The organism is Pseudomonas sp. 22515 (assembly GCF_052044625.1).
GTDB classification, from domain to species: Bacteria; Pseudomonadota; Gammaproteobacteria; order Pseudomonadales; family Pseudomonadaceae; genus Aquipseudomonas; species Aquipseudomonas alloputida.
This window is the reverse complement of sequence record NZ_JBQENN010000015.1, coordinates 116336-134756: the sequence shown is the minus strand read 5'-3', so window position 1 is coordinate 134756 and position 18421 is coordinate 116336. Positions and strand designations below refer to the sequence as shown.

Here is an 18421-nt window from a genome sequence, read left to right as displayed (position 1 = left end):
CTGCGCAAGTGGAGGGAGGGAACCGCCGGTTAGCCCGTTCAGCCTTTGGTAGAACGTTCAGCGTCGGCGGCCTCGGTCACGACAGGCAGGTTACCGGCACGCAGGATCACCCGCCGTTGCTGCTCGTAATTGTCCAGTGACAGGCCGCGGCGCTGTAAGGCTTCCAGTTGCAACTGGCGGGTTTCCTCGGCGGTGTACGGGCGCAGTTCAGGGTGGCTGGCACAGCCGCTGATCACGGCGATGGCAAAAACGGCAAGGGTGGCGGACAGCTGGCGGGCCAAGGTATTCATCGGTTAGCTCCAGGGCAGTCTAGGCGGCAGCGTGGGGATGGCGCTAGGTTATGCGGCCACAGCGTTCGGTAGAAATTGCCCTGCTCGATAGTGACTATCGACGATTCCGGCGCAGCGCACCTATAGACTCAAACGCATCAACCATCCCGCCTTTGGAGCGCGAAAAGTTTGCGCCCCCTCGTCTGGTCAAAAGCACTGCCATTGCTACCCTTAACCCACGCGGTCTGACCTCATGGGGATAAGCGATGCGCATGCCATTGTTTGCTGTCCTGTCGGCACTGCTTTGCCTGAGCGCTGCCCCGGGCCTGGTGCTGGCCGCAGACGTGCCCGCGCCGGATCCGGCGCCTTCCGCTGCCACGCCCGTAGCCAAGGACCCGGTGTTCTCCCAGGAACAACTGGACCAGATGCTGGCCCCCATTGCCTTGTACCCTGATCAGTTGCTGGCTCAGGTGCTGATGGCGTCAACCTACCCGGGGCAGGTCAATGAAGCCGTGACCTGGTCCAAGGCCAACCCCAAGGCCACCGGTGACGATGCAGTCAGACAAGTGGCCAAGCAGCCCTGGGACCCTAGCGTACAGGCACTGGTGGCCTTCCCGCAGGTGCTGGCAACGCTTGGCCAGGACCCGGTGTGGGTGCAGCGCCTGGGCGATGCTTTTCTCGCCCAGCCCGATGATGTCATGGGCAGCGTGCAGCGTTTGCGCCACCAGGCGCAGGCCGCCGGCAATCTGCAGAGCAGCCAGTACCAGCACGTCACCGTGCAGACCGCACCTGCACCGGCGCCAGCCGCAAGCGGCAGTAGCACCCAAGGGGCAGCGGCCAGCAGCCCGCCCACCACCATCGTCATCGCGCCGGCCGACCCGCAAGTGGTGTATGTGCCCAGCTATAACCCGACCACCACCTATGGTACGTGGGCCTACCCGGCCTCGCCGCCGGTGTATTACCCGCCGCCGCCCATGTACTACCCCGGTTCCGCGCTGGTGGCCGGCCTGGCCTTCGGTACCGGCGTGGCGATCGTCGCCTCGTTGTGGGGCGATTGCGACTGGGACAACAATGACATCGACATTGACGTCAACCGCTACAACAACCTCAACGTCAACAACCGCATCACCAACAACCAGAACAAATGGCAGCACAATGCCGCCAACCGCGACGGGGTGCCATACCGCGATTCTCGCAGCCGTCAGCAGTACGGCCGCCAGCTGGACGGTGCCACTCAGCGCACCGCGTTCCGCGGCGACGACGCCCAACGGGCCCAGGCCCGAGACAAAGCCAGGGCATCGATGGACCGCGCAGGTATCGAACGGCCGGCTACCAGTAACCGTCAGGCCCGCGAGCAAATGCGCGAGGCCAAGGCAGGCAATCCTGACGGCAACCGCATGCCGTCCCGTGATGATGGCGCGCGGGCGACTGACCGTCGGCAGGAAACCCGCACTGATCAAGGCCGCCAGCAGAACGGCAACCTGGCCAATCAACGCCGGCAGGGCGACGGCCAGGTGCGGCAGCCGGCGCAGAGCCGTCCTGCCAATACGGCAGGCCGTGCCCGCAACAATGCCTTCGACGGTGTGCGCTCGCCGTCGCGCACCAGCGTGCAGGCCAACCGCGGCCGTACCAGCCAGTCGTTCGCTCAGCGGCCCGGTGCGTCTCGTGCCGCCGGGCACCCGATCTCCCGGCCCAGTGCGCCCGCGCGTCGCGGCGCAGGAGGCCGTCGATGAAGCGCCCAACACTGGCTGCATTGCTGCTGACGGCAGGTTTGGCCTGGTCGTTCATGGCCGCCGCCCAGCAAGCCTTCCCAACGCCGGAGAAGGCCGTGGAAGCCTTTGTCGCGGCGCTGGGCCAGGAAAAACCTGATGAAGCCCGCCTGGCCCAGTTGCTGGGCGATGACTGGCGCACCTATATACCGCGCGGTGGTGTGCAACGCAGCGATGTGGATACCTTTCTCGAGCAGTATCGCGCACAGCACAGCATCGACATGTCAGGCGAGGGCAAGGCCATCCTGGCGGTGGGCACCGGTCATTGGACCTTGCCCATACCGCTGACCAGAACCCGCCAGGGCTGGCGTTTCGACCTCAAGGCGGGCAGTGCCGAAATTCGCGCCCGTCGCATCGGGCGCAACGAGCTGGGTGTTCTGCAGTCGCTGTTGGCCTATCACGATGCGCAAATGGACTACGCCACCCAGGACCACAACGGAGATGGTGCGCTGGAGTACGCACAGAAGATTTTCAGCGAGCCGGGCAAGCATGACGGGCTGTATTGGGATGACGATGGCGACGGTGACGTCAGCCCGTTGGGCCCGCTGTTCGGCCAGGATGTGGTCGGTGACGCCTGGTATGGCTACCACTTCCGCATCCTGGATGCACAGGGCCCATCCGCCCCGGGCGGTGCCTACAGCTACCTGATCGGCAACCAGATGAGCCGTGGCTTCGCCATGGTCGCCTGGCCGGCCAAGTACGACGACACCGGGGTGATGAGCTTCATGATCAGCCATGACGGCCAAGTGTTCGAGAAAGACCTCGGGCCGCATGGCGACAGGCTGGCGAAGGAGATGAAACGCTTCGACCCGGACGACAGCTGGAAAGTGGTGGATGTGGTGGAGGGGGATTGAGCCCGCCAAGCCAACGCGACCGTGCCCCTGTGGAAGCGGGCCATTTTCCGTTGTTGTGATCAGTGCGCACGCGTAGCCCGCACCTCGCTCGCCGTGCACCCATACTGCTGGCGGAACGCCCGGGTGAACTGCGCCTGATCGGCAAAGCCCCAGCGAAATGCCAGTTCGCCGATCGCCAGGTGGCAATGCGGGTCAAGCAGTTGCCGGTGCACGGCCTCCAGGCGTTGACGGCGTACCCACTCGCCAAGGGTGTAGGGCGTGATCGCGAACAACTTGTGCAGATAACGCAGCGACAGCCCGCAGGCGTTGGCGATGGTTTGTGGCGACAGCTCGGGGTCACCCAGGTTTTGCTGCACGTACTGCTCGACCCGCGTCAGGTGCAGGGTGCTGAGGTTGCTGCCTTCGCTGCCCAGCACGCGCTCATCCTGTTGCAAGGCCAGCAGCAGGGTGGCGGAGGCCTGTTCCAGCAGTAGATGCCGGGCTGCCGGGGGGCTGGTGTCGAAATGGCGGGCACACAGGTCGAGTTGCTCGACGAAGATGCGCCCCAGGCCCTGACGGGCGTCGAAGCAATGCCGGGTATAGCGCTTGTGCCCCAGCAGGTTGGCTTTGAGCGCACGCTCGGGCAGCTTGAGCACCCACAAGTCGTTCTGCGTGCCGTAGTGGAAGCGGTAGGGTGCATCGCCGCGCTCGACGATGAAACCGCCCGGGCTGCAACTGATCGGGTGGCCGTCCTGTTCGAAGTGCACCTCGCTGCCATGCGGCACGGTCACCAGGTAGAACGCTTCATGGTCCTGGCCGATATGCGCGTTGCTGCGCGAGTAACCCAGCTGGCTGGACCGCAGGCGCGACAGGCTGAGCGGCGTGCTCGGCGTACTCCAGCGCTGCAGGTGGCCATCGAATGGCTGTCCGGCAGCAAATTCAAGGCTCAATGGGAAATAGGTGTCACTGATGGCTTCGGCCCAGCGTGCCTGGCGTTCAGGCTGTGGCCAGCCGTGGGTCGAGAGTTCTGTGGGCATGGTGGGTCCTTTTTCAAAGAGGGCAGCATTGAAAAAAGGAACTGCAGGCAAGCTACTCAAGCAGCTCTTGTTATTGTAAAAACCGCCCGGCAGCGCAAAACTGCCGGGCGGTTGTCAGGCCCATGATCGGCGCGCGCCGACCGCAAGATCAACCCCCGCGTGTCACTCGGTAGGTGGCCGAAGGCTCCAGGCGAGCCTGCCAGCCGGGTGGCAGGACAATGTTGGTGGTGTCTTCCTCGATCACACAGGGGCCATGCACGGTTTGCCCTGGCAACAGGTGGTTACCGTTGAACACCGGTGTGGGCTGCCATTCACCGTCGGCACTGAACAGCATCGGGCGGACGGATTGCGCGGTGGGGGCGGGGGGCTCGGCCGGCCCCTGCAGCTCGGGTTGCGGCGGGCGTGGCAGGTGGCCGATCACCGAGCACTCCAGGTTCACCAGCTCCACCGGGCTGTCGGGTTCGCTGTACGAGTACAGGGTCTGGTGGCGGCTGTGGAAGCGGCTGACCAGCGCGGCCAGCCCTGCCTCGTCCAGGCTGTGCTGCTGCAGGTCCACACTGCACTCATGAATTTGCCCCAGGTAGCGCATCTCCAGGGTGTAGTGACAGCTGCTGGCCTGGTCGCCAAAACCGTCTTCGCGCAGGTTGGCCAGGCCTTGCTCACGCAGTTCGGTGAGGGTCTGGTTGAGTTGCGCCAGGTCGACGTGCCCGGCGTCCAGGCGCATCGACAGGCTGGTGAGCTGGTCGTAGCGCACGTCGGACAGGATCTGGCCGAACGCACACAAGCCCGAGGCCACTTTGGGGATCAGCACGGTGTGCATGCCAATTTCTTCGGCCAGGCGCACCACGTGCATGCCCGCCGCACCGCCTGCGCCGATCAGGGCGAAGTCACGCGGGTCGTGACCGCGCTCGATCGATACGCGGCGGATGCCGTTGACCATGTTCAGGTTGACCAGGGTGGTGATGCCGAATGCCGCGCGTTCCACACTGATGCCCAGCGGTTCGGCGATCGTGCTCCGGATGGCGTCCAGCGCGGCCTGGCGGTTCAGGCGGATACTGCCGCCCAGCAGTGCGCCGTCGGGCAGGTAGCCAAGAGCCAGGTTGGCGTCGGTGACCGTGGGTTCGTGGCCACCCTTGCCGTAGCACACCGGCCCAGGCATGGCGCCGGCGCTGCGCGGTCCGACCTGGAGCATGCCAAACTCGTCCAGGTGGGCGATGGAGCCACCGCCGGCACCCAGGGTCTCCACCTGGATCATCGGCACGCCGATGCGCTGGCGCAGGAAGTCCACGTCCTTGCTGAAGTTGGTGCGTCCGGCGTTGGTCAGGGTGATGTCGAACGAGGTGCCGCCCATGTCCACGGTAATGACGTTGTCGATACCGAACGGCTTGGCTACTGCCAGCCCGGCTTGTGGCGCTGAGGCCGGACCAGAGTTGATCGCGTTGACGGCGCGCTCACGCATCAGGTGCCCGGGCGCCAACCCGCCGTTGGACTGGAAGTAGCGTACCGGCTGCTGTGCGCCAAGTGCCTGGAACAGGCTGTCGATGCGCGCCACGTAACGTGCCATTACCGGGCTGAGGTAGGCATTGACCACGGTGGTGGAGGTGCGGGTGTATTCGCGAATCTGCGGGAACACCTCGCAGCCGGTGCAGACGAACACCTCGGGCAGGGCAGCCCGTACCAGTTCGGCGGCCCGTTGTTCGTGGCTGGGGTTGCGCACCGACCATAGGAAGGAAATGGCCACGGCCTGCACGCCTTCTGCACGGAAGTAGTCGATGGCGGCATGGATGGCGGCTTCGTCCAGCGGGCTGTGCTCACGGCCATCGCCAAGGATTCGGCCACCGATCGGCCGGCGCAGATGGCGTGGGGCAAGCATGTGTGCCGGCGGGTAGTGGGCGTCGTAGCGGTGGCCCTCTTCCTTGTGGCCCAGGCGGATTTCCAGGCTGTCCTCGTGTCCCTCGGTGCACAGCAGGCCCACCTTGACCCCGGTGCGCTCGATGAGCGCGTTGAGGGCCACGGTGGTGCCGTTGATGCACAGGTCACAGTTGGCGATCAGTTCGGCCGGGCTACGCCCGGTGGCGTCAGCAATCTGTGCCAGGCCAGCGCGAATGGCCAAGGTGCCGTCCTGCGGCGTGGAGGGGGCCTTGAACAGCTGCACGCCGCCGTCGCGATCGGCCAGGATGAAATCGGTGAAAGTGCCGCCGGCGTCTACGCCCAGGCGATATTGGTTACGCATGCGTGTTCTCCGGTTAGCGCGGGGCGCGGGCAAGGCGGGTGGCTGTTTCGTCCAGTTGGCCATCGGCATCGAGGACCACGCCATATTCCAGGGCTGCGCCTTGTGGCGAGACCAGGCCGTTGCGCACGTCCTCCAGTACTGCTGCGACCCGACGGCGCAGTGGGTCGCCGTAGCCACCACCCCCTGGGTTGATGTTGATGATGCGTTCGCCGGGCTGCAGGGTGAGCATGGGGTTCTGCGTGTAGTGGTCTTCGCGGCCATCGGCATGGCGATGGATCAGCCGGCCCAGTTTGGGCTCGAGCAGGGCATTGCGAGCCCCGGCGGCACCAGCGGTGGGCAACTGGCGGCCCTCGCCGAAGCCGACCACGGTCATGGCGTGGTCCAGGGGCTCGATCTCCAGGCGGGTGCCCGAACCCCCGCGTAACTCACCGGCGCCACCACTGTCGGCCATCAGGCTGTAGCGGTGGATCAGCACCGGATACGCGTGTTCGAGCAGCTCGATGTCACCGCTCATCAGCGCCCCGAAGCAGCACAGCGGGCCGCAGGCGTGCCAGCCATCCATCACCTTGTTGGCACCGGCACCGGAAATGATCGAGGCCAGCACCATCGTCACGTACTCGCTATTGCCGTTGCGCGGGTCGCGGCCGGCAATGTTGATGCCGCTGGTATGCCCCCAGGAGGCCGTTACCCGCTGTGGCGAGGCCTGTTCCAGTGCCGTGCGCACGGCATCGGCGAGGGTTTCCATCGGCGTGGTGGTGCAATTGACGTGAGGCGCGGGTTCCTCGGCATTGCACAGCGTACCCCTGGGGCCGACATCGACCGTTACGCAGCGATACAGGCCTTCGTTGTAAGGCGGCGCCACCTGGGCGAACATCATCAGCCCCAGGTAAACCCCGGATACCGAGTTGCCCTCATAGGAATTGATGAAGTACGGCACCTGCGGCGGGCTTTCGATGCGCACATGGGCCTGGTCGCCACGGATCTGCACATGGGCGGTGATGGCCAGTTCACCCAGGCCGTGGCCGGCATCTTCGAGCACGGCGGTGCCGCTGTAGTCACCATCCGGCACATCGCGCAACAGCGCCCGCATGTGTCGGTCGGCCATGTTCTTCAGTTCGGCGATGCAGGCACGCACCTGTGCCACGCCGTACTTGTCCAGAAGCTCCAGCAGGTGCCGCTCGCCGACCTTGCAGGCACCATACTGGGCATTGAGGTCGCCTTCCTGATAAGGGCGGGCGCGCATGTTGGTGAGCATGAAGTTGATCACGTCCTCACGACGCTTGCCCTTTTCCCACAGCTTGACCGGTGGAATGCGCAGGCCCTCGGCATAGATCTCCTTGGCATCGGGGTTGTAGCCCGCCGGCACCGGGCCGCCGATGTCGGTCAGGTGGCCCTTGCAAACGGTCCAGAACACCAGCTCGCCCTGGTAATACACCGGTTTGTACATGCAGCAGTCGAGAATATGGCTGCCCTTGTAGGCGGGGTCGTTGTGGTAGATCACGTCGCCTTCGGCGATGTCGTCGCCGAAGAACTCGGCCACGCATTTCATGGCCGGTATCAGCGAGCCCAGGTGGATGGGAATGTCCTGGCCCTGCAGGATCATTTCCGGCAAGTGGTCGAACAGCGAGTTGGAATAGTCGTGTGCCAGGTTGAACACACTGGAGCGCCCGGTCTTTTCCAGGGTCAGGGTCATTTCGCGTTGCGCTGTCTCCAGCGCACCCCGGACAACCGCAAGGGTGATCGGATCTACTGTCTGCATAGGTCACCAACGTTTGTTCTTGTGCTTTTTGGGTGCGTGCCGCAGCGGGGCGGCGCGTGGTGACAGGCTAAGGGGCGGGGTGGGGGGAAGGCTTGTCGCTGGGTGTACCGGTTGTTGTGTCTGGGCGCACTTCAAGTTCGGGCAGGCGACACAACTATTGCCCCAACATCTGTCGCACCAGCCATTGCCCGGCCGGCCCCAAGGCACGCCGGCTCGACCAGGCCACATCCATATCCACCCGTCGGGGGTAACCCGCTATCTGCAACTCCACCAGCTCGTTGCCAAACCGTTTTACCAGCGCCCTGGGCAGCTCGGCCCAGCCAAACCCGCGCACGGCGAACTCCAGCAGGGTAAGGTAATCCGGTGCCGACCACGCTTGGCCACGGCCATGGTGCAGGCTGGGTGCATAGGTCTTGATATACAGCTGTCGTGCGTTCTCCAGATGCTGCGCCTTTACCTGCGCCAGGCTTGCCAACGGATGCTCGCTGGCGACATACACGCCGAACTCTGCCTGCTCCGGCAAGCGCGCCACGGCCACGTCGGCGGGGTAGCCGGGCTGTGTGGCAAGGATGCCGACATGGGCCAGGCCCTGCTGGATCATCTCGATTACATCAGCGTCCTCCGCCGGGCCGCAGCGTAGCTCGGTATGGGGGTAGTGCTGGGCGAAGCGAGTCATCACCGCCCCCTGGAACGTTACGCTGTAGCTGTCCGACATCACCACAGATACCAGCGCCTCGACATTTTGCGCCAGTCGCACTGCCAGCGCATCGAGCTGGGCGCTGGCCTCGAGAATTGCTTCGACATGGCTCAGCACCTGCCTGCCCGCCTCATTGAGCGTGGGGTGGCGGCCATTGCGGTCAAACAGCGGGCAGCCGATATCGGCCTCGAAATTGGCGATGGCGATGCTGACAGTGGACTGGCTTTTACGCAGCTTGCGCGCCGCCGCAGAAAACGAACCGAGTGAGGCGGCTTCGGTAAAGGCGACCAGAGCTTCGGGAGAGTAACGCATGGTATTGATAAAACCGATGGTAGCTATGTCGCGAGTATCAGTTCTATCAAAGAAAATAGGAAGCACGACTCCCGCAATGGATGGAATGTGCAATGAAAAACGTGTCTTTCACCGAACGCCTGGTCCACGCTGTTGGCTATGAAGTTTTTGCGGTACTGCTGTGTGCGCCGCTGCTGTCCTGGATCATGGGCAAGTCGTTGGCAACGGCGGGCGCGCTGGCGGTGACCCTGTCGGTGATCGCCATGCTGTGGAACATGGTCTACAACGCACTGGTTGATCGCTGGGTGCAAACCGAACGCATCAACTGGAAGGCCAGTACGCGTTTCGTGCACGGTCTTGGCTTCGAAGCCGGCCTGGTGGTGTGGTGCCTGCCGGTGGCGGCTTGGATGCTGGAGATTTCGCTGCTGCAGGCGTTCATGGTGGAGCTGGGCTTCTTCGTGATCATCCTGCCCTACACCGTGGTCTACAACTGGGCGTTCGACAAAGCCCGGCACCTGCTGGTGCAGCGGCGCCTGGCATGATTCTGCCACCTGGCGCGGTTCACTGATCGGAGGTGGACACAGGTCGGTGGTTGGGCGCAGGCCGCCGTAGGAGCGGGTTTACCCGCGAAAGGGCCGGGCCTGCTGGCCAATCTCCACCCGCCGTTCACTGTTGCAGCCGCTACCGTATTCGCGGGTAAACCCGCTCCTACCACGGTGGTGGACACATGGGGGGGGGGCGCAGCCGGTGCCATGCCCCGCGTCGCCTGCTTTGCGGGTACAACCGCTCAAGGTGACCGTATAAACCCATGAAAAACGGGGCATGCCATCGCTGGCATGCCCCGTTTTCATACAGCTGATGCGCCTCAGGCGACCTTGACGATCCAGCCAGCCGGTGCCTCTACATCGCCGCTCTGGATACCGGTCAGCTCGTTGTAGAGCTTCTGGGTAACCGGGCCGACCTTTTCCAGGTCGTGGAACACGTGCAGCTTGCCGTTGTACTCGATGCCGCCGATCGGGGTGATCACGGCTGCGGTACCGCAGGCACCGGCTTCGACGAAGCGGTCCAGCTTGCTGATCTCGACATCGCCTTCGATCACGGTCAGGCCCAGACGCGATTGCGCCAGTTCCATCAGCGAGAGGCGGGTGATGCCTGGCAGTACCGAGGCCGATTTCGGGGTGACGAACTCGTTGTTGGCGGTGATGCCGAAGAAGTTGGCCGAACCGACTTCCTCGATCTTGGTGTGGGTCAGCGGGTCGAGGTAGATGGCGTCGGCGAAGTTGGCCTTCTTCGCTTCAGCGCCCGGCTGCAGGCTGGCAGCGTAGTTGCCACCGACCTTGGCCGCGCCGGTGCCCTGTGGGGCAGCACGGTCGAAGCTGGAAATCTGGAAGTTGTGCGGCTTCATGCCGCCCTTGAAGTACGAACCAACCGGGATGGCGAACACCGAGAAGATGAACTCGGGGGCGGTGCGCACGCCAATGTTGTCGCCGGTGCCGATCACGAACGGGCGCAGGTACAGGGCGCCTTTGCCGTGCGGTGGCACGAACTTTTCATTCGCCTTGACCACTTGCTTGCACGCTTCGATGAACACATCGGTCGGCACGTGCGGCATCAGCAGGCGTGCGCAGCTGCGCTGCATGCGGGCCGCGTTCTGGTCCGGGCGGAACAGGTTGATCGAGCCGTCCTTGCAACGGTAGGCCTTCAGGCCTTCGAAGCACTGCTGGCCGTAGTGCAGGGCCGTGGAGCCTTCACTGATGTGCAGTACGTTGTCTTCGGTCAGGGTGCCCTTGTCCCACTCGCCATTGCGCCATACGGACAGGTAGCGTTTGTCGGTCTTGATGTAGTCGAAACCCAGCTTGTCCCAATTAATGCTTTCGTTGCTCATGACACCCTCATTGTCTTGCAAGTGCCCGATCGCTCGGGCTGCTGTTATATGCGCACCATGCCACCTTAAACCATCCTTGGCGGATCGGGAACGGCCAGTCACGAATTGATAGGCTGCGATGCTTTTTTTTCGGTGTCTACAACAGCAAGTACTCATCCAGCGCCAGGTTTTCCAGCAATACCGCATCATGGGACGCCACTATCAGCGCCCCGCGAAACTGCCCAAGCATACCTTCCAGGGCTGTCAGCGATGGCAGGTCCAGGTGGTTGCCGGGTTCGTCCAGCAGCAACAGATCGAGCGGCCGTTCGCGGTACAGCACGGCGGCCAGCGCCGCCTTCATACGCTCGCCGCCGCTCAGCAGGCTACTGGGCAGTTCGATACGGGCTGCATCCAGGCCCAGTTGCGCCAGGCGGCTGCGCAATTTTCCCTGGGCCAGCGTCGGGTTGGCTTGGCGCAGGTGTTCGAGCACGCTGCGGTTGCCTGCCAGTGTGCTGCAGTGCTGGTCGAGTAGGGCGGTCTCGCCACTGAGGCGCACATTGTCGGGCGATGCTGGCAATTCCCCATTCAGCAGCCTGAGCAGGGTGGACTTGCCACTGCCATTGGCGCCGATCAGCCCTACGCGCTGGCCCAGGCACAAGCGCAGGTCAAGTGCTTTGCGGGTGCCATGGGGCAAGCAAAGTGCCTGCAAGGCCAAGACCTCTCGGCCCGGATGACGCTGAGGAGTGGGCGCGTGCAAGGTAATAGCGCTGTCTTGCTCCACCTCGCGGGCGGCGTCACGCACTTTGCCCAGTAGCGTTTGCCGAGCATCGCGATGGTCGCGGCGCTGCTTGCCAGCAGTGGCCTGGCTGCGCTCCTGCTTGCGGTCGACCAGGATTTTTGCCTGGTTGGCGTGCTTGGCTTGGCGCCCGGCCCGGGCTTGATGGCGCTCCAGGTCTTCGCGTTGGCGCTGCAGTTCACGGGCCTGGCGTTGCTGCACCTGCTTCAGCCGGGCAAGTTGCTGCTGCGCTTGCGCCGTCTGGTTGGCTTTTTGCGCACTATAGAGGCTGTAGTTGCCACCGTAGGCCTGCAAGCCCAGGCTGGATAATTCGACAATGCGTGCCATGTGCGCCAGCAGGCTGCGGTCGTGGCTAATCACCAGCAAGCCACGGTCCCAGGCTTCGATCATGCTCAGCAGCTGGGCACGGGCGTTGTTGTCCAGGTGATTGCTTGGCTCATCGAGGATCAGGTAATCGGCATCGCTGAGCCACGCGCCAATCAGTGCCACGCGCATGGCTTGGCCACCGCTCAGGGTCCGTGCGGGCTGGCGCCAGTCGAGTTGACCCAGCCCGTGGCCCTCAAGCTGCAGCTGCAATTGCTCGCGGATATCCCAGCGCTCGCCAACGGTGTCGAAATCCTGGGGCTTGATGCTGCCTTGCTCTATGCGCTCCAGCGCCGCAATCACCGGCCCCACTTGGGCCAGGTCGGCCAGCGTGGCGCTGCGCGCGATGACTTGCTGGTCCAGCAAATGGACAGGCCCGAGGCGCCGACAATGGCCGCTGCTCGGTTCACGCCGGCCGGCAAGAATCTGCCCTAGCAGGCTTTTGCCCACGCCATTGCGCCCGACCAGGCCGGTGCGGCGTTGGTCGAAGGTTTCGTTGAGGTTGCTAAACAGCGGCCTGCCATCAGGCAAGGCCAAGGAGACGCTTTCCAGCGTCAGAATCGACGTGTTCGTCATGCACAACTCCACAAATGCCGCGACATCTCCGGAACGAACCGGAGGCTGAAGACTGGCCGTCGAACGGACGGCGGCATCAATGGCGCATTGGACGAACACCTCATCATTTAGAGAATGCGTAGCCTAACGGACCGTCTGGGGCCGGGTAAAGCACCGGCTGCCGGTTGGGGCTCAGCGCTGCGTCTGCAAGCGCTTGGCCCAGTCTCCGCCGTGGCCGTGCGCGCAGGCTTCTTCACTGTCGAATCGCACATGCCAGGCCGGATGGTCCAGCTCAATGCCGGCTTGCTCCAGCGCCAGAGCGGTAAGTGCCAGCATGCGCGCCTTCGCATCACCGACCACGGCCGCTGCCTTGTCGGCCTCTTGCTCGAATACCCAGGTAATACGCAGGCTGCTCGGAAAGTCCTCCGGGTTGAGGCGATGGGTTAGCCAACTGAAGCCGACAATCTCCGCCTTGGCGGTTTCGCAGGCATCGGTCAGGCATGCCACCAACTCCCGCTCCAGGCGGCCTATTTCGCGTTTGCCCAGTGCCTTCATGGGTTGGCCTCGTCATCGATCTGCTGGCAAAAGCGCAGGTGGTTGTCTAACGGGGCCTGCCCCTGCACCTGCAGACAATCCAGGTAGAAAGCCTTGGCCTTGTCGGCCGAGAACATGCGCAGTACCGGTAGGGCGGGGGCGAGGGGCATGGGGCGTCCTTGTCCGTTGAAAAGGTGCCACTGTAGCGCAGTTGCTCCTCTTATGGTCGACCAGCCGGCAGCAATGGTTGACCACCCGCCAGCCACTGCGTAGCCTTGCCCACTTCGAGGTTCTTCGGCCTGGCCGAAGCTAAGACGGGAACGCGGTACAAGCCGCGGCTGCCCCCGCAACTGTAAGCACCGACAACGGATCGACACAGCCACTGCGCCAGCGCGCGGGAAGGCGTCATCCCGCCAGCCCGGCGTTCGACTGAACGGGGACATGGAACGGTGCAAGCCAGGAGACCTGCCTCGTCACGTTTTCGACTTTCAACCGGGCGGGGTGATCCGGTGGCGAACAAGCCCGGCCGGCCTGGCCCGCGGCTGTCGTCCTGCATGCCCGCGCCACACTGCCAAGGGCAATGCGACATGAAAACACTGGCCAAGCTCCCCGTCACCATCGTTACCGGCTTCCTCGGCTCGGGCAAGACCACCTTGCTGCGCCACATGCTCGACAATGCCCAGGGGCGCCGCATTGCGGTCATCGTCAACGAGTTCGGCGAACTGGGCATCGATGGCGAGATCCTCAAGCAGTGCAGCATCGGGTGCACCGAAGAAGAAGCCAGCGGCCGCGTCTACGAGCTGGCCAATGGCTGCCTGTGCTGCACCGTGCAGGAAGAATTCTTCCCGGTGATGCGCGAGCTGGTGGCCCGCCGTGGCGACCTCGACCACATCCTCATCGAAACCAGCGGCCTGGCCCTGCCCAAGCCATTGGTACAAGCGTTCCAGTGGCCGGAAATCCGCAACGCCTGCACCGTCGATGCGGTCATCACCGTGGTCGACAGCCCGGCCGTGGCCGCCGGCACCTTTGCTGCCTACCCGGACCAGGTCGATGCCCAGCGCAAGCTCGACCCTAACCTGGACCATGAATCGCCCCTGCATGAGCTGTTCGCTGACCAGTTGGCCAGCGCCGACCTGGTGGTGTTGAACAAGGCCGACCTGATCGACGCCGAAGGCCTGGCTAAGGTGCGTGCCGAGGTGGCCGAAGAACTGCCGCCGGCGGTGAAAGTCATCGAGGCCAGCAGCGGCAAGCTGCCACTGGAGGTGCTGCTGGGCGTGGGTGCCGAGTCCGAGGCGCATATCGATGGCCGCCGAACCCACCACGATTCGCACCACGACGGCGACGATCATGACGATCATGACCACGACGCTTTCGACTCCATCTCCATCGACCTGCCAGAAGCCGACGAAAGCCTGCTGCTCGATGCATTGACCCAGTTGGTGGTGGAGTTCGGTATCCTGCGCGCCAAAGGCTTCGCCGCCATCTCGGGCAAGCCGATGCGCCTGCTGGTACAAGGCGTGGGCACCCGTTTCGACAAGCACTTCGACCGCGCCTGGCGCGCCGATGAGCCGCGCATCACCCGCCTGGTGCTGATCGGCCAGGACCTCGATGCTGCCCAGCTGGAAGCGCGCCTGCGCCAGGCACTGGGCGCCTGACCCATGCACCTGCTGCGGACCCAGCCCGGTGGTTTCGTACCGGATGACAGCATTGCCGACCTCGGCCAGACACCCGCCGAGCTGGTGATTCTCTGCAGCGGCGATTCACACCTGGCCTTGCTCGCCGACACCGCCGAGCAATTGCCCGAAGACTTTCCCAGCCTGCGCCTGGCCAACCCGATGCAGGTGCAGAACCATGCCTCGGTCGACCTGTATGTCGACCAGGTGCTGCGCCACGCCCAGGTCATCCTGGTGTCGCTGCACGGTGGCGTTGGTTACTGGCGCTATGGTGTCGAACAACTGGTCGAGCTGGCCGCCCGTGGCGTGCAGCTGATTCTGGTGCCGGGCGATGACCGCCCGGATCCGGAGCTGACCCGCCTGGGCAACGTCCGCGGTGAGCAGGCCGAGCGGCTTTGGCATTACCTGCGCCAGGGCGGCAAGGCCAACGCCATCAACCTGTTCAACTGCCTGGCCAGCCAATGGTTGGGCCGCGACTATGCTTGGGACGAGCCGCAGCCTTTGCCGCGCACGGCGGTCTATCACCCCGCCAAGGGCAGTGCGACACTCGAGGACTGGTACCCGCACTGGCACCCCGAGCAGCCAGTGGCGCCGTTGCTGTTCTACCGTTCGCACCTGCAAGCGGCCAATACCGCCTTCATCGACGTGTTCTGCCAGCGCCTGCAGGCTGCCGGCCTGAACCCGTTGCCGATCGCCGTGGCCAGCCTCAAGGAAAGCGCCTGCCTGGAACAGGTCGAAGCCTGGCTGGACGAGGTCGGCGCCGAAGTGCTGGTCAATACCACCGGTTTCGCCTTGTCCAGCCCCGAGCGCCCCAACCTGCGCCCGTTTCGCCGCGACATCCCGGTGCTTCAGGCAATCTGCGCGCAGGACAACCAGCCAGGCTGGGAAGCCAGCGAGCAGGGCCTGGGCGCGCGCGACCTGGCCATGCACATTGCATTGCCGGAGCTGGACGGGCGCATCATCACGCGCCCGGTCAGCTTCAAGGACATGGCCTGGCGCAGCGAGCGCAGCCAGTCCGACGTTGTCTGCTACCGCGCCCACCCCGAGCGCATGGACTTTGTCGCCGAGCTGGCCCGCCGCTGGGTCGAGCTGGCCCGCCTGCCCAATGCCCAGAAGCGTGTGGCCCTGGTGCTGGCCAACTACCCGACTCGCGACGGCCGCATTGGCAATGGCGTCGGCCTGGACACGCCCGCCGCCGCACTCAACATCCTCAAGGCGTTGCAGGCCGAAGGCTATCCGCTGGCCGAGTTGCCGGGCAGCGGTACGCAACTGATCCACCAACTGCTCGGTGGGGTGACCAACGACCTCGACCACCTCGACCAGCGCCCCTGTGCCCAGAGCCTGAGCCTGGCCGATTACCAGGTGGCGTTCGAGCGCCTGCCGCAGGCCAACCGCCAGGCAGTACTGGAACGCTGGGGGCCGCCCGAACAGGACCCGATGTTCCGCAGCGGCCGGCTGATGGTTGCCGGCCTGCGCTTTGGCTTGACCTTCGTCGGTATCCAGCCGGCGCGGGGCTACCAGGTGGACCCTAGCGCGGTGTATCACGACCCTGACCTGGTGCCACCGCATGGCTACCTGGCATTTCACTTCTGGCTGCGTCACGCATTTGCCGCCGATGCGGTGATCCACGTTGGCAAGCATGGCAACCTCGAATGGCTGCCGGGCAAAGGCGTCGGGCTGTCGGCGCAGTGCTGGCCGGACGCGCTGCTGGGTCCGCTGCCGAACATCTACCCGTTCATCGTCAATGACCCGGGCGAGGGTGCCCAGGCCAAGCGCCGCACCCAGGCGGTGATCATTGACCACCTGATGCCGCCGCTGACCCGTGCCGAAACCTATGGCCCGCTGCGCCACCTGGAACAACTGGCTGACGAGTTCTATGAAGCGCAGTTGCTCGACCCTCGACGTGCCCGCGAGTTGCAGCGTGACATCCTCGAGCTGGTCAAGGCCAACCACATCGACCGTGAGTTGCAACTGGAAGGGCAACTGGACGATGCGGCGCTCTGGCTGCCGCGCCTGGACACCTACCTGTGCGACCTGAAGGAGTCGCAAATTCGCGATGGACTGCACGTGTTTGGTCAGTCTCCTGAAGGGCGGCTACGCCTGGATACGCTGCTGGCGTTGTTGCGGGTCGAGCGTGGCGACGGTCGTGGGGGTAATGCCAGCCTGCTGCGGGCTTTGGCCAAAGCACTGGTGCCGGGCTGGGACCCGCTCGACTGCGACCTTGGGCAGCCGTGGCAGGGCATACGCCCTGAACAGCTGCAGGCCATGAGCAATGAACCTTGGCGCACCTGTGGCGACACCCGCGAGCGCCTTGAGCTGCTGGCACTTCAGGTGATCGGGCAGGCACTGGAGAGCACGGCACAGTTACCCGACCTGAGTGAGTGGCAACCGGTGCACGCTGTAGTGCAAGCCCTGCGTGAAGCGGTCGCACCCAGCCTTGACGCCTGCGGCACGGCTGAAATGCATGGCCTGCTGGCGGCACTGGCCGGGCGCTTCGTGCCCGCCGGCCCCAGTGGTGCGCCTAGCCGAGGGCGCCTCGATGTGCTGCCCACTGGCCGCAACTTCTATACCGTGGATGTGCGCAACCTGCCCACCACCACAGCCTGGCGCCTGGGCTTCGCCTCGGCCAGCCTGATCCTCGAGCGCCATCTGCAGGACCACGGCGATCACTTGCGTCAGCTCGGCCTGTCGGTGTGGGGCACGGCGACCATGCGCACCGGCGGCGACGACATCGCGCAGGCCATGGCGCTGATGGGCGTGCGGCCTGTCTGGGCCACCGGCAGCCAGCGCGTCGACGACTTCGAAATCTTGCCGTTGAGCCTGCTCGACCGCCCGCGGGTGGATGTGACGTTGCGCGTTTCCGGCTTCTTCCGCGATGCCTTCGGTAACCTGATCCGCCTGTTCGACGCCGCCGTGCAGGCCGTGGCCGCGCTGGACGAACCTGACGACCTCAACCCCCTGGCTGCCCGCGTGCGCAGCGAACGGGCCACGCTGCAGGCTCAAGGCGTGGATGCCGAGCAGGCTGCACGTCAGGCTGGCTGGCGGGTGTTCGGTGCCAAACCCGGCGCATACGGTGCCGGGGTGCAGAACGCCATCGACGGGCGCTTGTGGCACAGCCGCGACGACCTGGCAGAGGTCTACCTCAACCACGGCGGCTATGCCTACGGCGGCAGCGACGACGGCACCCCGGCCCGCGCCCAGTTCGCCCAGCGCCTGGCCAAGGTGCAGGCGGTGCTGCAGAACCAGGACAACCACGAGCACGACCTGCTCGATTCCAACGATTACTACCAGTTCCAAGGCGGCATGCTGGCGGCCTCGGAAACCCTGTCCGCGGCGGTGGTGGCCAGCTACCATGGCGACCACAGCCAGGCCGACCGACCGCGCATCCGTACCCTCAAGGAAGAGCTGAACCGGGTGATCCGCGCGCGTGCGCTCAATCCCAAGTGGATCGACGGGGTCAAGCGTCACGGCTACAAGGGTGCCTTCGAGATGGCCGCGACAGTCGACAACCTGTTCGCCTTCGACGCCACCACGCACCTGATCGACGACCATCATTACCAGGGGCTGGCCGATGCCTATGTGCTCGACCCGGCAACCCGCGATTTCATGCGCGAGCACAACCCCGAGGCCCTGCGCGACCTCACCGAGCGCCTGCTGGAGGCCCAGCAGCGCGGCTTGTGGCAGGCGCCGGGCGACTACCGCGAAGCCCTTGAGGACCAACTGCTCGATGGCGAGGAACAGGCTTGAA

The 18421-nt window shown here is 64.7% G+C and carries 14 protein-coding genes and 1 riboswitch; of the genes, 5 read left to right on the top strand and 9 right to left on the bottom strand.

What is annotated here, in order from left to right; translation table 11 throughout:
- Positions 1–38 precede the first annotated feature (38 nt).
- Positions 39–290: a hypothetical protein gene (locus tag ACTJJN_RS15910; protein WP_014753375.1), complete on the bottom strand. Its 252-nt coding sequence runs from the start codon at positions 288–290 to the stop codon at positions 39–41.
- 245 nt (positions 291–535) lie between these two features.
- Here ACTJJN_RS15910 and ACTJJN_RS15905 point away from each other — a divergent pair, with 245 nt between their 5' ends.
- Both ACTJJN_RS15905 and ACTJJN_RS15900 read left to right on the top strand, forming a co-directional pair.
- Positions 536–2002 carry a DUF3300 domain-containing protein gene (locus ACTJJN_RS15905; protein WP_088512700.1) on the top strand — a complete coding sequence of 489 codons (1467 nt, stop codon included), beginning with the start codon at positions 536–538 and terminating at the stop codon, positions 2000–2002.
- Complete coding sequence (locus tag ACTJJN_RS15900; protein ID WP_088512699.1) at positions 1999–2892, top strand: DUF2950 domain-containing protein; 894 nt, start codon at positions 1999–2001, stop codon at positions 2890–2892. The genes ACTJJN_RS15905 and ACTJJN_RS15900 overlap by 4 nt, the downstream gene beginning before the upstream one ends.
- 59 nt (positions 2893–2951) lie before the next feature.
- On the opposite strand, the gene ACTJJN_RS15895 is transcribed toward ACTJJN_RS15900, so the two are convergent.
- The 4 genes from ACTJJN_RS15895 to ACTJJN_RS15880 all read right to left on the bottom strand — a co-directional run bounded on the left by ACTJJN_RS15895 (position 2952) and on the right by ACTJJN_RS15880 (position 8909).
- Positions 2952–3908, bottom strand: a complete 957-nt coding sequence (locus ACTJJN_RS15895; RefSeq protein ID WP_012052130.1) for a helix-turn-helix domain-containing protein — start codon at positions 3906–3908, stop codon at positions 2952–2954.
- 148 nt (positions 3909–4056) lie between these two features.
- The gene (gene capA / locus ACTJJN_RS15890) at positions 4057–6141 is read right to left on the bottom strand and encodes a caprolactamase subunit alpha (protein WP_440781410.1); all 2085 of its coding nucleotides are present in this window, start codon (positions 6139–6141) and stop codon (positions 4057–4059) included.
- Positions 6142–6154: 13 nt separating this feature from the next.
- Positions 6155–7900 (bottom strand): caprolactamase subunit beta, encoded by a 1746-nt coding sequence (gene capB, locus ACTJJN_RS15885; RefSeq protein ID WP_012052132.1) that lies wholly within the window; start codon positions 7898–7900, stop codon positions 6155–6157.
- Positions 7901–8054: 154 nt separating this feature from the next.
- A complete protein-coding gene (locus ACTJJN_RS15880; RefSeq protein ID WP_017148300.1) occupies positions 8055–8909 on the bottom strand; it encodes a LysR family transcriptional regulator in 855 nt (284 codons plus the stop codon).
- 92 nt (positions 8910–9001) lie between these two features.
- Between ACTJJN_RS15880 and ACTJJN_RS15875 the strand changes: the two genes are divergently transcribed.
- Entirely contained in the window at positions 9002–9430 is a 429-nt protein-coding gene (locus tag ACTJJN_RS15875; protein WP_003247903.1) for a multidrug/biocide efflux PACE transporter, read from the top strand.
- A 323-nt stretch (positions 9431–9753) separates the two neighbouring features.
- Here ACTJJN_RS15875 and ACTJJN_RS15870 read toward each other — a convergent pair whose 3' ends face one another.
- From ACTJJN_RS15870 to ACTJJN_RS15855, 4 genes are all read right to left on the bottom strand, one after another.
- Positions 9754–10773: a branched-chain amino acid aminotransferase gene (locus ACTJJN_RS15870; RefSeq protein ID WP_003247906.1), complete on the bottom strand. Its 1020-nt coding sequence runs from the start codon at positions 10771–10773 to the stop codon at positions 9754–9756.
- A 136-nt stretch (positions 10774–10909) separates the two neighbouring features.
- Complete coding sequence (locus tag ACTJJN_RS15865) at positions 10910–12487, bottom strand: ATP-binding cassette domain-containing protein (protein WP_440781409.1); 1578 nt, start codon at positions 12485–12487, stop codon at positions 10910–10912.
- 171 nt (positions 12488–12658) lie between these two features.
- Positions 12659–13021: a hypothetical protein gene (locus ACTJJN_RS15860; protein ID WP_014753366.1), complete on the bottom strand. Its 363-nt coding sequence runs from the start codon at positions 13019–13021 to the stop codon at positions 12659–12661.
- A complete protein-coding gene (locus ACTJJN_RS15855) occupies positions 13018–13170 on the bottom strand; it encodes a hypothetical protein (RefSeq protein ID WP_004577132.1) in 153 nt (50 codons plus the stop codon). The genes ACTJJN_RS15860 and ACTJJN_RS15855 overlap by 4 nt, the downstream gene beginning before the upstream one ends.
- 100 nt (positions 13171–13270) lie before the next feature.
- A riboswitch (cobalamin riboswitch) is annotated at positions 13271–13487 on the top strand.
- A 100-nt stretch (positions 13488–13587) separates the two neighbouring features.
- Between ACTJJN_RS15855 and cobW the strand changes: the two genes are divergently transcribed.
- Together cobW and cobN are read left to right on the top strand one after the other, a co-directional pair.
- The gene (gene cobW / locus ACTJJN_RS15850) at positions 13588–14655 is read left to right on the top strand and encodes a cobalamin biosynthesis protein CobW (protein WP_440781408.1); all 1068 of its coding nucleotides are present in this window, start codon (positions 13588–13590) and stop codon (positions 14653–14655) included.
- A 3-nt stretch (positions 14656–14658) separates the two neighbouring features.
- Positions 14659–18420, top strand: a complete 3762-nt coding sequence (cobN, locus tag ACTJJN_RS15845) for a cobaltochelatase subunit CobN (protein ID WP_440781407.1) — start codon at positions 14659–14661, stop codon at positions 18418–18420.
- Position 18421: the final 1 nt, after the last annotated feature.

Excerpts from the sequence above, each read along its gene's own strand:
- ACTJJN_RS15865 (WP_440781409.1), bottom strand. The coding sequence starts at position 12,487 with ATGACGAACACGTCGATTCTGACGCTGGAAAGCGTCTCCTTGGCCTTG.
- capB (WP_012052132.1), bottom strand. The coding sequence starts at position 7,900 with ATGCAGACAGTAGATCCGATCACCCTTGCGGTTGTCCGGGGTGCGCTG.
- ACTJJN_RS15910 (WP_014753375.1), bottom strand. The coding sequence starts at position 290 with ATGAATACCTTGGCCCGCCAGCTGTCCGCCACCCTTGCCGTTTTTGCC.
- capA (WP_440781410.1), bottom strand. The coding sequence starts at position 6,141 with ATGCGTAACCAATATCGCCTGGGCGTAGACGCCGGCGGCACTTTCACC.
- ACTJJN_RS15855 (WP_004577132.1), bottom strand. The coding sequence starts at position 13,170 with ATGCCCCTCGCCCCCGCCCTACCGGTACTGCGCATGTTCTCGGCCGAC.
- ACTJJN_RS15895 (WP_012052130.1), bottom strand. The coding sequence starts at position 3,908 with ATGCCCACAGAACTCTCGACCCACGGCTGGCCACAGCCTGAACGCCAG.
- ACTJJN_RS15875 (WP_003247903.1), top strand. The coding sequence starts at position 9,002 with ATGAAAAACGTGTCTTTCACCGAACGCCTGGTCCACGCTGTTGGCTAT.
- ACTJJN_RS15880 (WP_017148300.1), bottom strand. The coding sequence starts at position 8,909 with ATGCGTTACTCTCCCGAAGCTCTGGTCGCCTTTACCGAAGCCGCCTCA.
- ACTJJN_RS15870 (WP_003247906.1), bottom strand. The coding sequence starts at position 10,773 with ATGAGCAACGAAAGCATTAATTGGGACAAGCTGGGTTTCGACTACATC.
- cobN (WP_440781407.1), top strand. The coding sequence starts at position 14,659 with ATGCACCTGCTGCGGACCCAGCCCGGTGGTTTCGTACCGGATGACAGC.
- ACTJJN_RS15860 (WP_014753366.1), bottom strand. The coding sequence starts at position 13,021 with ATGAAGGCACTGGGCAAACGCGAAATAGGCCGCCTGGAGCGGGAGTTG.
- ACTJJN_RS15900 (WP_088512699.1), top strand. The coding sequence starts at position 1,999 with ATGAAGCGCCCAACACTGGCTGCATTGCTGCTGACGGCAGGTTTGGCC.
- ACTJJN_RS15905 (WP_088512700.1), top strand. The coding sequence starts at position 536 with ATGCGCATGCCATTGTTTGCTGTCCTGTCGGCACTGCTTTGCCTGAGC.
- cobW (WP_440781408.1), top strand. The coding sequence starts at position 13,588 with ATGAAAACACTGGCCAAGCTCCCCGTCACCATCGTTACCGGCTTCCTC.